The organism is Pantoea sp. 18069 (genome assembly GCF_902706035.1).
Taxonomy (GTDB): Bacteria; Pseudomonadota; Gammaproteobacteria; order Burkholderiales; family Burkholderiaceae_C; genus Comamonas.
Window position 1 is genome coordinate 131,812 of sequence record NZ_CACSJA010000002.1, and the last position, 14,386, is coordinate 146,197.

Below are 14,386 nucleotides of genomic sequence, written 5' to 3' on the forward strand. Positions count from 1 at the left end.
CACCGTATGTGTAGGCCTTCACGCTCTTTGAATTTAAATAGTTGAAAACTATCAATTATAAAAATAAGATAGATTTTTCAACCAAAATGCCTTTTCCATGCGCCCTCTTTTCCTGCTCGCCGCATTCGCCGCACTCTCCGCCCCGCTGGCTCTGACGGGCTGCGCGACTGAAACTTCCCAGGCCCTGGCGGTCTCACAGACCAAGGCCGCCACCCGCTCCTACCAGGGGCCTCGCCGCCCGATTGCCATAGGCAAGTTCGACAACCGTTCAAGCTACCTGCGCGGCGCCTTTTCCGCCGGCGTCGATCGGCTGGGCAGCCAGGCCAAGACCATCCTCATCAGCCATCTCCAGCAGACCCAGCGCTTTCATGTGCTCGACCGCGACAACATGGAGGAAACGCAATTCGAGGCCCATATCAAAGGCGCCGCGCAGCAGCTCAAGGGCGCCGATTATGTGGTGACGGGCGATGTCTCCGAGTTTGGTCGCAAGGAAGTCGGCGACAGGCAGCTGTTTGGCGTACTGGGACGCGGCAAGACCCAGATCGCCTATGCCCAGATCACGTTGAACATTGTCGACATCCATACGTCGGAAGTCGTGCGCTCGGTTCGAGGATCCGGCGAATACCAGCTCTCCAACCGCGAAATCATCGGCTTTGGCGGCAGCGCCGGCTACGACGCCACCCTCAATGGCAAGGTGCTCGACCTGGCGATTCGCGAAGCCGTCGACCGCCTCGGCGAAGTGGTCGATGCGGGATTGCTGCCCGCGCTGTCCTCGGCCCCCCGTTGAAAGGCCTGTCCATGAAACCGCACACCCTGCTCCTGCGGGCCGCGGCGACAAGCCTGGCGGGACTGCTGCTGGGCTGCGCTGCGCCGCAGTCGCTGTACCGCTGGAATGACTATCCAGCCCAGGTGTACAGCTACCTCAAGAGTGACGACGCGTCCCATGAGGAACAAATCCAGCGGTTCGAAAAAGGCATTGCGCAGACCGCGGCCACGAACGCCGCGCTGCCTCCCGGCTACCTCGCCCATCTGGGACTGCTGTACCTGAACATCGGCCGTACCGACGATGCGCTCCATGCCTGGCAGCAGGAAAAAGCGTCGTTTCCGGAGTCGGCGCAGTTCATCGACTACCTCATCGACAACATGAAGAAAAACAGGAACTGACATGCCTACACCTTCGATTCCAAAGGCATTGCAGTGGTGCGCAGGGCTGCTTGTGTGCGCCTGGCTGACGGGCTGCGCGGCGCCGCAAGCCGGGGACTACAGCGCATTTCGCGCGGCAAGTCCGGCGTCCATCCTGGTGCTTCCTCCTGTCAACGAGGCCCCTGAAGTGCAGGCCACGGCAAGTGTTCTGTCCCATGCAACCTATCCATTGGCCGAAGCCGGCTACTACGTCATGCCCGTGACGCTGGTGGCTGAAACCTTTCGCCAGAACGGCATGGACGTCGCCGACGATGTCCACGACCTCCCTGCATCCAGGCTCAGGGAAATCTTTGGCGCGGACGCGGCGCTCTACATCAAGATCACCCGCTACGGCACCACCTACCAGGTGATCGACAGTGCGACCGTGGTCAGTGCCCAGGCGCAATTGGTCGACCTGCGCGCCGGCTCCGTGCTGTGGTCCGGCCAGGCGTCCGCCTCCAGCAAGGAAAACAACAGCAGCGGCGGCAGCGGTCTGGCCGGCATGCTGATCACCGCCCTGGTCAGTCAGATCCTGAGCACGGTCACCGACGCATCGCACGACATCGCGGGCCTCGCCACGCACCGGCTGCTTTCCGCTGGTGGCTCGCACGGCCTGCTGTACGGGCCGCGCTCGCCGCTGTACGGCAAGAACTGAACCGCGGGGCGCCGCCCCTTCAGGCCGAGCCTGTATGCCCTGGCGCCCGGTTGAGCAGCAGGTTGCGCCGGTCGGCGCTCAACGACAGGTAGCGCTCGTAGTTGCGCAGGATGTCGGCAATCAGTTCCTCGTGGCGCAGGTACTGGACGTCGTAGCCTTCACGGCCATCGGCAAAGAAGGTCATGGGCTCGACCACATGGCGGCGTACATTGGCTTCTTCGTCGGTGACCTCGGTCAGGATGAAGCCGGGCAGCTTGCGCTTGACCGGTCGCACGCCATAGACAAAATCGCGCAACTCGGCGATGGGAATGACCAGGCGCACCGATCCGGCATCGCCGCCCTGCGTGTTCTCGCTGTCGTCATGCACCACGGCGTGCACGCCCTGGCGCTCCATTTCCGTCGCCACTTCGCGCATCGCCGGCAGCACGGTCTTGCGCAGGAAGCTCTGCACATCGACGGCGCTGGGCTGGCGCACGATCAGCTCCAGGCGCTTGCGCCAGTGCTGGCCGTTCCAGAAACTGGTCGCGGGCGCCCAGTCCTGCGTGGCATTGCGCAGGTCGGCCTTCATGCCGCGCCACAGGCCCACGCACAGCACCGCCATGATCGCGGCCACGGGCAAGGCGGCGATCAGGGTCAGGGCCTGCAGCGCCTTCAGGCCCCCGGCGAGCAGCAGCGCAATCGCCGTCACGCCCAGCACGGCCGCCCAGAACAATCGCTGCCAGACCGGCGAGCGCGGATGGCCGCGCGACGCGATCGCATCGACCACATAGGCGCCCGAGTCCGCCGAAGTCACGAAGAACAGCGCGATCAGCACGATCGCCAGCCAGGACACGGTCTTGGCCAGCGGCAGGTACTCGAAGAAGCGAAACAGCAGCGCATCGACATTGCCCGCGGTCTGCGCGAGCGCGCCCTGGGCCACATGGGTGTCGATCCAGATCGCGCCGTTGCCGAAGGCCGTCATCCACAGCAGGTTGAAGGCCGTAGGAATCAGCAGCACGCCGACGATGAACTCGCGCACCGTGCGCCCGCGCGAGATGCGCGCGATGAACATGCCCACGAAAGGCGACCAGGAGATCCACCAGGCCCAGTAGAGAATCGTCCAGCTGCCAAACCAGGCCGGGTCCTGCGCGGGCTCATAGGCAAAGGTGCGCAGCGACATGCTCACCAGGTTGGACAGATAGTTGCCGATGTTTTCGCTGAACGCCTGGAACAGGTAGACCGTGGGCCCGAAGATCAGCACGAAGCCCAGCAGGATGAACGTCAGGATGAGGTTGATTTCCGAGAGCCGGCGCACGCCCTTGTCCAGGCCCGACGCGGCCGACAGCCCGGCCATGCCCACGACCAGCACGATCAGGCCCACGCGGAATGCGGCGGTGCTGGTGTCCCAGCCGGTCACGATATGCAGGCCCGCGGACAGCTGCAAGGCGCCGTAGCCCAGCGTCGTGGCCAGCCCGGCGATCGTGCCCACGAGCGCAAACGTATCGACGCCATGGCCGATGGGCCCGTTGATGCGCTGCTGCAGCAGCGGATACAGGCCCGAGCGCATGGTCAGCGGCAGGTTGTAGCGAAAGCCGAAATAGGCAAGCACCAGGCCCATCACGCCGTAGATCGACCAGGCGTGAATGCCCCAGTGAAAGAACGTCGAGGTCAGCGCCTCGCGCGCGGCAGCGGGCGTGCCCGCGACCTCGGTGGGCGGGCTCAGGTAGTGCTGCAGCGGCTCGCCCACGCCGAAGTACATCAGCCCTATGCCCATGCCCGCGGCAAACAGCATCGCGCTCCACGAGACGAAATTGAACTCGGGCTTGGCGTCGTCGGGCCCGAGCCGGATATCGCCGTAGCGGCTGAACGCCAGCATCACCAGAAACACCGGGAACAGCGTGACGACCATGGTGTAGAACCAGTCGAAGTGGCTGATCACCCAGGCTTGCGCACTGGAAAAGATCCGGTCCGCATGCTGCGGAAACACGCCGCACAACAGCAGCAGCGCGCCGAGCACGAGCAGCGCGGGCACGACCACCGGGGCCGAAAAAGTCAGCCGAGGGGAAACCTCCGCATCCTGGCTTGCAGGTTCATCCATACATACTTCCTGAAATGGCCAGGGCCTGGGTCAATCACCCTCATTGGGTCCAGCAGCTGCCCTCATATCCCGATTCATTGGCCTTCTTGCCTTTCGCTCCGCGCAGCCCGTCATGCCCGAGCGTAAACGCACCGCACCGGTCGCCACTCTGCGCATTCTGCGCGGTCGCCGTCAAGGAGTAAGTGGAATCCGTGCGGCCTGCATCGATCGCAATGGTATACGTGCCCGAAGGCACGGTGGACAATGCCGTGGCGCTGAACGCCGCAATGCTCGGATAGGCACCCGTTGCGGTTGATGCCCGCTCCATCCATTGTGCGGCCTGCAGCAGGCCCGCCCGGGCCTCGGCCCGGTGGCCGCGCCGCACATACTCGGTATAGCTGGGGTAGGCCACTGCCGCGAGAATGCCGATCAAGGCGACGACGATCATCATTTCGATCAGCGTGAAGCCCGGCTGGCGGCGCCTGGAAGGCTGGCGTAAGACATGTTGCATCGCGGGGCTCGCCCTCATTTGAGTTGTCGCCAGTTGGGGCGGATCAGCACTTCCGGCAGACGCGCGAGCTTGTCGGTCCTGCCGTCATTGCCCATGCGAATCTGCTCGGTCTTGGTGGAGACGCGAAGCTCCTTGCTCGAGGCCGTCATGCGCGCATAGTGCGTGCCGTAGCCCGTGCCCAGGTACATCACCGGCACCGAAGGTGCCTTGCCCGAGGCAATGTGGATCAGCGTGCGAAAAGGCTGCGCGGCCTGTGGCGTGGGTGCGCAGATTTCCTCGCCTGCTGCGGTCGCACTGCCCGAAGCCGGCACTTCGCTGATGATTTCGAGCAGGTTGCTGCCGTCGTAGAAGTCCAGGTTGGTGGTCACACGCTCGCCCGAGACCGGCAGGTCCATGTACCAGCCCTTCCTGACCGTGCAGTTCGCGGCGCCCGCGGCACATTCATAGGTCACTTCCGAGCTGTCGAGCTTCCAGAACGTGCGGCTGGCGCTGATGTCCGTGCCTGCGGTCTGGCTTGCCGTGTCCACGCCCAGGGAAACCAGTGCCGAACGCCCGCCGACGGCGCTGGGCACGGGATTGGTGGCGTCTATCCTTACCTTGCCCTTGTCCGCGCCCGTCGCGACGATTGCGTAGCGGGTGTTGTCGAGAATCGAATAAACCGACTGCACGGATCTTTCGGAGCGGTCTTCCTCGGTCAGGCTTTGCCCCGTGCCGAACGCGACCATCAGGCCACCCACGGTACGGTTCGGGCGCAGCACCGGCGGCACCGTGATCGGCTGGCGGCTGGAGTTGCCCGCAGCGGCCGAATAGTTGGCGGTGAACAGCGGATTGCCACTGAAGGCCACACCCCAATTCGTCGCATTGGCACTCGAAATATCGAACTTCCAGAGATTGCCGCGCAGATCGCCCGCGTACACGAAGTCGGGCGCGCCGTCGCTGTTGACATCGAGAAACTGCGGCGTCGACAAGCCATTGCCCACGGCCTCGGCCGAAGTGGTTGCGACTGCGGGAATGGTCTTGAGTTCCTTGATGCCGTCCAGGTACTGGATCAGCAGCACCGGCCGTTCATTGAGGCTGTTGTAGCCATTGCCCAGAATCAAGGCCCAGCGATTGTCGTTGGTGCGCGTGATCTGCAAGGCGCGTTGCTGGTTGCTTTCCGACACCACGGGCGTGCCCAGGATATGGCCGATATCCGGGTCGGCATTCGGGTCGGCGGGCCTGGCCGGCGGCACGGCATCATTCACCGCGGCCGCGGTCTTGTCGAGCACGACCAGATTGGGTGCGTTCACTTCGGTGAAGGCGTTGCTGACCGCCGAGGTATTCCTGGCCGGCCCGGGCTGGGTCACGTCAAGCACGAAATAGCCGCGCCCGCCCGCGCCCAGCGTTCCCGCAAGATAGGTGCGCCACTGGGGCGTCGACGTTCCGATATCCACATCGCCGGTGAATGGCGAGCCGTCGACATAGTACTGGTGGGTATACACCGGGTCGACGCGGTCCGTCAGCTTGGCGAGGTTCTGCAGCACGCCATGCGGAACGTAGGCGATTTTCTCGCTGCCGTCCTCTGCCGAGAAGCCATGCAGCATGCCGTCGTTGCCGCCGACATAGAGCATGGGAAGCCGCGTGCGGTAATTGCCCGCAAACGCCTGGTAGCTGCTTGCCGCATGGCCATTGCTCGGCGCGCCCGCATACCAGATCGCCGAATTGACAATATCGCCCTGGCGGCTCTTGCGGTTGCGAAAGGTCGCGCCGGTGCCGCCGTTGCGCTGCTCCTTGGTGCGGTCTCCGCGGATGAAATTGAGCCGGTCTTCGCCCCGGCCGTCGCCGGCGATGGAGGCCGCGCTGCCCAGGGTTCCCTTTTGCAGCCACATTCTCGCCGACGCCGCCGTGGTGTCCGCCGTCGCGGCCGGCGTGCTCAGGTTGGCCCACTTGAAGGAAATCGCCTTGTTGCCGGTCTTCTGGATATCGTAGGAAACGACCAGGCGCTGCGGGATGTCGGTACGGACATCGAGCTTGTCCGCGGTGCTGGTGCTGCGGCCGTCGACCACGCCCCAGTCCGTATTGGGCGTGGACACTCCGCTTGTCGAGATGGCGTTGGACGTGACATATCCATACCAGCGGTTGTCCAGCGAATTCGCATCGTCGGCGGCGATGTAATTGGTCTGGTACGAATAGGTGCCGACCCGGCTCACCGAGCGCGACACCGAGGTCGCACCGCTCACGGGCGCCGTGGTGTCGACAATGATGTCATCGAAGATATCGGCAAACACCGCCGACAGATCGCCGCCCGTGACCGGGTAGAACTTGCCGCGGCTATTGATGGCCATATGCCACATTTCCTGGGGGCGATAAGCGTCATAGCTGCTGTCCGAGGTGGTTGAGATCACATTGTCCCAAGTGGTCGCACCCGCCGCGAGTGAAGCGAAGCCGGAGTCATACATGCCGAACACGCCGCCGGTGAATTGAGGCGAAGTCGTCGTATTCTTCTTGAGTGTGCCCGCGGAAGTGCCATAGCCAATGGTGTATTGCACCAGATGCTGCCAGTTGGCGGGATCGTTTCTCGGGTTCCAGTATTCTTCGAATGTGACCGACTTCGCCTCGGAGGTAAACGTTTCCTGCCCGGTCTTGCGAACCTTGGATTTCAATTCGTTATTGATTCCAGGCTGCAAATCCGTGGACCAGTAATCGAACGCCAGTTCGGCGAGGGTGGGATAGGCGTAATTAACGGTGCTGTTTCCTGATCCCGTGGTGCGGGTTTGATTGGCATGTTTGTCGCGATAGATTTGGGTCTGCGCGCTGGAATCCGAATAGCTCTTGCCATCCGGAAAAGTGGTCGCCCTGCTGTCGATGTTCTGCACCGGAATGGTGGAACTGGCGCTGGGCAGCTTCATCGCATCCTTGAATGCACCACTGATATCAGAATATTTAAAGTTCCAGCCTCCGTCCGTCAGAAAGATATGGTATGAACGTCGACAGGCAAGTGGACTGCTATCTGCCGTGCCTGGTGTGGCATTCCACGGGCTGTCCTTGCCCGTGGTCTTGAGGTATTCACCGGCGTTATAGACCAGCGTATGGGATGGCGTGGCGCCAGTCGCGGTCAGTTTGGAAACCCAGTCCTTGAAACTGGCCTTGTGCGTTCCTGAGAACTTGGCCATGGCATTCTTGCCGCCGCAATTCCCGTTACTGGATGGAATGCTGTCACACGCAAATGACTGCCAGGACAGACGAAACTGTTCGTCGTACTTGGTGGTATTGAGCAGCGTGGATTCCAGCCCCTGCTTCACAAAGGTAATGCGCCGAATATCTGCGTTGGTCTTGTTGCAGGTCGAGCTGCTGGTGTTTTGCGCCCCATTGACATCGCAATAGGCCATGCTGCCCGAAGTATCCACGGAGAGAATCACATTCGGAATCGGCGCCTTGTAGGCGGTTCCGGCCGGATACTGCGCCAGATTCATCTGGCCTGCCCACAGCGACGCCGGAGCGCCCATGGCGGCAATCAGAAGGGCAAGGGTAATTCGGGGCAGATGGGAAGGAGCGCGCATGATCAGACTTCCAGTGCGCAGGGCGCGGCTGCTGACAGATAGAGGAAAAATGAAGGAGGCCGTCGCTAATCGACGGCCTGTATGGACAGCACCGACTGCAACACGACTTCGGTGCTCGGCTTGTTGCCGCGCGCGAGTGCCGTGATGCGGTAGACCAGCAACTTCTTGCGCGACGGTGCAAACCGCTCGACGTTGGAGTCCGGGGGCATGCTCGACAGCAGCGACACATTGGGGTCGATATAGGGCAGCATTTCCACCCAGTACCAGGCGCCGCGGCCCGCCGCCCCGGTGGCCAGCAGCGGGTTGGCCGTCGCGGCCGTATCGGCGCCCGTGAACTGGCCGTAGCGCGCACCGACGTTCTCGGCCGTCATCGCATCAATCAAGGGCTTGCTGTTCCAGAAATCCTGCACCCCGGTGCGCTTCTCGCAGATTCCCATGTAGCAACCGGTCGTCTGGCCGTTGGCCCTGACGACGGCAAGAACGCTTTCGAGGTCCTTGGTTTCGATATCGAAATACACCGCGGTGGTCACGCGGCAGACGTTGCCGCTCGTCTGGATGGGCAGGCAGGCTTCGCCGCTGGGCCTGACGCCGCGGATGTCGAATTCCGCATCCTGCACCATCGCCTGCGCGGCCTCGAAAGCGCGGCGATAGTCGGCGTCGTTGCCCACCACGATCTCGTTGAACAGGCTGCCGCGTGCTGCCCATGAGGCCAGCAGCATCGACAGCATGACGAAGACGATCACCACGTACAGTGCCACGCCGCGCTGGGAGCGGCGGGCGCGGCGCAAGGAGGGGTAAGACGAGAACGGGCGGAGCATGGCGTGGGTGTGGAAGGTCCGGCGGCTAGCGCTGGCCCTGGCTTCGGATCTGGTAGACGTTGCGGAACACCATGCGCAGGCGGTCCCCGTAGGACGTCGCGGTGCCGCTGCAATTGGTGTAGGTCGCACCCGGGGTGGAAACCGGTTCGGTCCCGCTGAGCTCTAGGCAGACCTCCAGCGCATACACATTGCGCCAGCTCCCGACGTCGGCCGGATTGGCAAAATACTGCAGATTCGTGGTCCCGGGGATTTGCACGACGTAGCGCACCCGCATGTCCGTCACATTGGAGATGATGGGCCGCCGGGTATTGCTTCCCGTGCCCGTGCAGACGAGTTCGTTGGTGTCCGCGTTGCGCGCGAACGTGCTGACGAGCACGGCAGCATCGGGAACGCCCGAAGTGAGGCTGTTCCTGCCCAGGCAGTCGCGCAGCATGGACGCCGTGACCGGGGCATCCGCCGGCGTGACCGTTTCCACATAGTTCTGATAGCCGACGGTGAAGCTTGGCGTGGCCGTGCCCGTGGCCGCGATGGTGCTGGCGCCGCGGTCGAACTGCGCGCGCATGCCCGCGGGATCGGGCGGGTCGAACGCGACCGGCGACATGGCCGAGTCGGGGTCTGCGCTGGGCATGATCGCGGGGGCGAGATTCAACTCGAGGCTGCCCGCCTGGCGCAGTTGCTGGCTGATGACCCGAAACGCATAGGCCGCCTGCTGCTGCATCGCCGTGGCTTCGGTGACGGTACTCGTGATGCCGCGCGACGTCATGAGGGCGGCCATCGCCACCGCGACCACCACCAGGCCCAGCGCAATGCCGACCAGCAGATCGATCAATGAGACGCCTCGGCTATATGCAGGCGAACGCCGTGCCGATGGAAGGCGCATATGACGCGAAATGGGCATGGTGCTTTCAGTTGGCGCAGTACAGGCCTGCGCCGCCCACGGTCCAGGGCGCGCAGCGCTGCGTCGGCTGCAGGTACTGGATGTGGCAGTTCTGGCTGCCGGGACAGTTCATGGTGACGCCCGCCGCATTCGTGCCGGTGACCGTCAGCGGCGCATTGAGGGCCTTGGTCTGCTCGGTCGTACCGCTGGCGTTGTAGCGGTTTTCATTCCAGCCGACCATTACGCCCAATTGCCGCGCCCCGCCCTGCGGGATGAACACCGTGGCGCTGCCCGCGGGCAATGCGGCGGCGACGTTGAGGCGCCATTGGCGGATATCGAACGCCGCGAGCTGCGGGGGCGTGCAAGCCGTGGCCGTGCAGTCCGTGCCCGCGCCCGGGCTGGTCGTGTAGGTCTCCAGATTATTCAGGGCGTCCGGGTTGTTCTGCAGGCGCTCGCCCAGATCATCGATCAGCCGTATCGCCTGCGCGCGGCGCACGCCGGCCTGCGTATCGGTGAGGGTGCGCATCTGCACGCCCACGATGCCCAGAATGCCCAGGGCCATGACCACCATCGCAATCAGCGACTCGATCAGCGTGATTCCGCGCTGGCGGGACATCATGCGGCGCACGCCTCGACCTGCATGCGGCCGCTGGCCGCAATGCACACCTTCTTGGACGCCGTCGGGTTGCTTCCCGCAGGATGCGGTGCAATGGTGAAGCCAACGGAGTCGCCGCCGTCTATCATGCCCCAGCGGTCGATGGCGATGGTGGCCGACGCGGTGGATCGGGTCACGGTCAGGCTGGGCGACGGCGCGAAACGCTGAATCTCTTCGCCCGCTTCCCAGCGCTGGTTGTTGTTGGCATCGATGAACACCACCCAGCCGCAATCCCAGTCGGTGGCGCTGGCCGCGAGCGTGCATCCCGGCGTGGTGCCGGGGAATTTCTCGACAAAGACATCGCCGCCGCGACGAATGGCTTCGGACCGGGCATAGAACATCGTCGAGCGCAGACTGTCCACCGCCTGCTGCACGCGCCAGCGATCGATCAGCAGCTTGAAGCTGGGCAGCGCGATGGCCATGAGAATTCCCAGCATCGACACCACCACCAAGAGCTCGATGACGGTGAAGCCATGGGCGCGACCACCTATCGTTTTTGAATGCATAGCAGGCCAAGATGTAAAAGCCAGATGCATATTAACAACAAAACACACAAATTGAATCATACCGTGTCGCTTTGAAGCCACCGGTGCCAGGCCTGAAAATGCGCGGATTCAACCCGGTGTTGCCGGGCGCCGGTATGGGGCTCACACCCCCAGATGCGCGTGCCACAGTTGCCGGTTGGCGTTGAGCTCGGCGGAGCTGCCCTGCCAGACCGCATTGCCGCGCTCGAGGATCACATGGCGGTCGGCCAGGCCCACGAGCCGGTGCACGTATTTGTCGACCACCAGAATCGTCTGGCCCGCGGCCTTGAGCGTCGCCAGGCAGCGCCAGATTTCCTCGCGGATCACAGGCGCCAAGCCTTCGGTGGCCTCGTCGAGAATCAGCAGGCGGGGATTCGTCGACAGCGCGCGGCCAATGGCCAGCATCTGCTGCTCGCCGCCCGAGAGCTGGTTGCCCATGTGGTGCGCACGCTCCCTGAGCCGGGGAAAGACGCCGTAGATGCGCTCCATGGTCCAGGCGTCGCGCTGCGCATTGCGCTGCGCGGCGAAAGCGACCAGGTGCTCGCGCACCGTGAGGTTGGGAAAGCAGTGGCGCCCTTCGGGCACGATCGCCACGCCCAGGCGCGCAATCGCATCGGGCGACTTCGCGCGCACCGACTCGCCCGCGATGCGCACGTCGCCCCTGCTCGGTTTGAGCGCGCCGATAATGGTCTTGATGGTGGTGCTCTTGCCCATGCCATTGCGCCCCAGCAAGGTCACCACCTCGCTGGGCATGATGTGGAAATCGATGCCGAACAGCACCTGGCTCGCGCCATAGCCGGCTTCCAGGCCTTCGCAGGCAAGCAGTGGAGTGGATTTCATGTATGCACCTCGTCGGCAAGATCGGATTCGGTGCCCAGATACACCGCCTGCACCTGCGCGTCGGCCTGGATCTCGGCCGCGCTGCCGCTGGTCAGCACCTTGCCGTAGACCAGCACCGAAATGCGGTCGGCCAGCTGGAACACCGCGTCCATGTCGTGCTCGATCAGCAAGATGGCCATGTCCTGGCGCAGGCGCTGTATCAGCTCCACCATTTCGGCCGACTCCACGGGCCCCATGCCCGCCATGGGCTCGTCGAGCAGCAGCAGCTTGGGACGCGCCGCGATCGCCAGCGCCACATCGAGCTTGCGCTGCGCGCCATGCGGCAAGGTGCCGGCGACGCGGTCCCACTCGCCGGCCAGCGTCACGCGCTGCGCCAGCGCCTGCGCGGCCGCAAGCAGCGCGTGGTCGGTCTCGCGGCGCTTCACGAAGCGAAAGCTCGAACCCGCATGCGCCTGCACGGCAAGCAACAGGTTCTCGCCCACGGTCTGGCGCGGGAAGATGCTGGTCACCTGGAAACAGCGCGACAGGCCCGCGGCCACGCGCCGGTGCGGCGCGAGGTGCGTCAGGTCGACGCCATCGAGCGACAGCGTGCCGCCATCGGCGGGCAACAGCCCGGAAATCAGATTGACCAGCGTCGACTTGCCCGCGCCGTTGGGGCCTATCAAGGCATGGATTTCGCCGGCGTTCACCGCAAAGCTCACATGGTCCGTGGCCAGCAGCGCGCCAAAGCGCTTGACGAGTTGATGTGCAACCAGCAGCGTCATGGCGCGGCCTTTCGTGAGGCAAGCGCCGACAGGCCCTTTGGCGCGAGAAACACCACGGCGATCAGCAGCAGGCCCATGGGCGCATGCCAGTACTCGGTGAACTGCTTGAGCACTTCCTCGAACACCAGCCACACGGCCACGCCCAGCGGCGCGCCCCAGCGCCGGCCCACACCGCCGATGACCACCATCACGATGAACAGCGCCGATTGGGTCCAGTGCATCAGCGAAGGGCTGATGAAGCCGTTTTGCGTCGCGATCAGCGCGCCCGACAGGCTGGCCACGCCGCCGGCCGCGGCAAACGCGCACAGCTTCAGAAGGTAGGTGGGATAGCCCATGGCCTGCATGCGCGTTTCGTTGTCGCGTATGCCTTCGAGCGCGCGGCCGAAATGCGAAGCTTCGACACGCCACAGCCCCAGCAGCACCAGCACCACGATGGCCAGCACCACCCAGTACAGCGGCGCGCCGCTGGCGGCGATCGCATCCTCGCCGCCGACCAGATGGAGCGGCGCGTACAGCGTGTAGCCGTCGTCGCCGCCGTACTTGCGCAGCGACACCGCGAGATAGAACAGCATTTGCGCAAACGCCAGCGTGATCATGATGAAGTACACGCCCCGGGTGCGCAGCGCCACCGAGCCTATGAGCGCGGCCACGCCGACGCCGGCGACGCTCGCCAGGCCCCAGACAGCCCAGGCCGAAGTCCAGCCCGCTTCGGCCAGCACCGCGACCGCGTACGCGCCCACGCCGACAAAGCCCGCATGGCCCAGCGCCACCAGGCCCACGCGGCCCATCAGGAAGTTCAGGCTGGCCGCGGCCAGCGCGACGATCATCAGGCGGCGCACAAAGCCCGTGTAGTAGCCGAGATCGAACAGCGGCGCGAGCAGCGGAAACAGCGCCAGGGCCAGCACCAGCGCGGCGATGCCGGCGCGCGCGCCCCAGGGCGAAGCCTTGGAATTCATGGAGGACTCACTCATACACGGGCCGGGAACAGTCCCGAAGGCTTGAAGACCAGCACGCCGGCCATCAACATGTACATGGCGATGCTCGAGATCGCCGGGCCGACATCCGCGGCCAGCGCCGGCGACAGCACTTCACGCAGCAGCGACGGCAGGAAGGCCCGGCCCGCGGTGTCGACCAGCCCGACCAGCAGGCTCGCGACAAACGCGCCGCGCACCGAGCCTATGCCGCCGATCACGATCACCACCAGCGCGGGAATCAGGATGGCTTCGCCCATGCCGATTTCGACGGCGCTGATCGGCCCCATCAAGGCCCCGGCCAGCGCCGCGAGCGCGGCGCCCAGCGCAAACACGATGGTGAAGACCCTGGAGACGCGCACGCCCATGAACTCGGCCATGGCCCGGTTCGACGCGCCCGCGCGCACCAGCATGCCCAGCTTGCTGTGGTTGACCAGCAGATAAAGCCCCGCGGCCACGGCCAGGCCGGCCGTGAGGATCAGCAGGCGGTAGGACGGGTAGGGCAGGCCCAGCAGATCGACCGGGCCCGAAAGCAGCGCGGGCGTGGGCGCCATGATGGGCGACGGGCCCCAGAAAAACTTGACCACGTCATCCGCCACGAGCACGATGCCGAACGTCGCGAGCACCTGGGACAGGTGGTCGCGCCCGTAGAGCTTGCGCACCAGCAGCGCTTCGAGCAGCACGGCCAGCAGCACCGTCACCGCCACGGCGACCAGCACCGCGGCAATGAAGGAGCCCGACTGCGCATGCACCGTCGCCGACACATAGCCGCCGACCATGAACAGCGAACCGTGGGCCAGGTTCAGCGTGTCCATGATGCCGAACACCAGCGTCAGCCCGGCCGCGAGCAGAAACAGCATGAAGCCATAGCCCAGGCCGTTGAAGATCTGTTCGAGAAAAAAAGTCAGGTCCATTCGTCATTCCGCGCCATGCAGGGCGCCTTCAGTGGCAATCGCTGGTTTGAAAAGGCCCTTCGGCAGGCTCAGGGCGAACG

The 14,386-nt window shown here is 64.4% G+C and carries 14 protein-coding genes; 3 read left to right on the top strand and 11 right to left on the bottom strand.

The features are described 5' to 3' along the window. The first annotated feature begins 97 nt into the window (after window positions 1-97). The 3 genes from GVL12_RS02720 to GVL12_RS02730 are packed head-to-tail and all read left to right on the top strand — an operon-like array spanning window position 98 to window position 1,837. Entirely contained in the window at window positions 98-787 is a 690-nt protein-coding gene (locus tag GVL12_RS02720) for a CsgG/HfaB family protein (protein WP_159911113.1), read from the top strand. 11 nt (window positions 788-798) lie between these two features. After that, a complete protein-coding gene (locus GVL12_RS02725) occupies window positions 799-1,164 on the top strand; it encodes a DUF4810 domain-containing protein (RefSeq protein ID WP_159911114.1) in 366 nt (121 codons plus the stop codon). Window position 1,165: 1 nt separating this feature from the next. Then, window positions 1,166-1,837 (top strand): DUF799 domain-containing protein, encoded by a 672-nt coding sequence (locus GVL12_RS02730; protein ID WP_159911115.1) that lies wholly within the window; start codon window positions 1,166-1,168, stop codon window positions 1,835-1,837. Between the two features lie 19 nt (window positions 1,838-1,856). Here GVL12_RS02730 and GVL12_RS02735 read toward each other — a convergent pair whose 3' ends face one another. The 11 genes from GVL12_RS02735 to GVL12_RS02785 form a co-directional block, all read right to left on the bottom strand. Beyond that, window positions 1,857-3,914, bottom strand: a complete 2,058-nt coding sequence (locus tag GVL12_RS02735; RefSeq protein WP_159911116.1) for a BCCT family transporter — start codon at window positions 3,912-3,914, stop codon at window positions 1,857-1,859. 40 nt (window positions 3,915-3,954) lie between these two features. Beyond that, a complete protein-coding gene (locus tag GVL12_RS02740; protein ID WP_306770570.1) occupies window positions 3,955-4,422 on the bottom strand; it encodes a type IV pilin protein in 468 nt (155 codons plus the stop codon). Continuing rightward, window positions 4,419-7,943: a pilus assembly protein gene (locus GVL12_RS02745; RefSeq protein WP_159911118.1), complete on the bottom strand. Its 3,525-nt coding sequence runs from the start codon at window positions 7,941-7,943 to the stop codon at window positions 4,419-4,421. The genes GVL12_RS02740 and GVL12_RS02745 overlap by 4 nt, the downstream gene beginning before the upstream one ends. Window positions 7,944-8,008: 65 nt before the next feature. Next, complete coding sequence (locus tag GVL12_RS02750; protein ID WP_159911119.1) at window positions 8,009-8,761, bottom strand: PilX N-terminal domain-containing pilus assembly protein; 753 nt, start codon at window positions 8,759-8,761, stop codon at window positions 8,009-8,011. A gap of 25 nt (window positions 8,762-8,786) precedes the next feature. Further along, a complete protein-coding gene (locus GVL12_RS02755) occupies window positions 8,787-9,590 on the bottom strand; it encodes a PilW family protein (protein WP_159911120.1) in 804 nt (267 codons plus the stop codon). Window positions 9,591-9,666: 76 nt separating this feature from the next. After that, window positions 9,667-10,257 (bottom strand): type IV pilus modification protein PilV, encoded by a 591-nt coding sequence (gene pilV, locus GVL12_RS02760; protein WP_200843448.1) that lies wholly within the window; start codon window positions 10,255-10,257, stop codon window positions 9,667-9,669. After that, window positions 10,254-10,799: a GspH/FimT family pseudopilin gene (locus GVL12_RS02765; protein WP_159911121.1), complete on the bottom strand. Its 546-nt coding sequence runs from the start codon at window positions 10,797-10,799 to the stop codon at window positions 10,254-10,256. The genes pilV and GVL12_RS02765 overlap by 4 nt, the downstream gene beginning before the upstream one ends. Window positions 10,800-10,940: 141 nt before the next feature. Beyond that, a complete protein-coding gene (locus GVL12_RS02770; RefSeq protein ID WP_159911122.1) occupies window positions 10,941-11,657 on the bottom strand; it encodes an ABC transporter ATP-binding protein in 717 nt (238 codons plus the stop codon). After that, window positions 11,654-12,421, bottom strand: coding sequence for an ABC transporter ATP-binding protein (locus GVL12_RS02775; protein WP_159911123.1), 768 nt, complete (start codon window positions 12,419-12,421; stop codon window positions 11,654-11,656). Before GVL12_RS02775 ends, GVL12_RS02770 begins: the two co-directional genes overlap by 4 nt. Continuing rightward, window positions 12,418-13,377 (bottom strand): branched-chain amino acid ABC transporter permease, encoded by a 960-nt coding sequence (locus GVL12_RS02780; protein ID WP_159911124.1) that lies wholly within the window; start codon window positions 13,375-13,377, stop codon window positions 12,418-12,420. Before GVL12_RS02780 ends, GVL12_RS02775 begins: the two co-directional genes overlap by 4 nt. Before the next feature lie 11 nt (window positions 13,378-13,388). Beyond that, window positions 13,389-14,306 carry a branched-chain amino acid ABC transporter permease gene (locus GVL12_RS02785; protein WP_159911125.1) on the bottom strand — a complete coding sequence of 306 codons (918 nt, stop codon included), beginning with the start codon at window positions 14,304-14,306 and terminating at the stop codon, window positions 13,389-13,391. Window positions 14,307-14,386 lie beyond the last annotated feature (80 nt).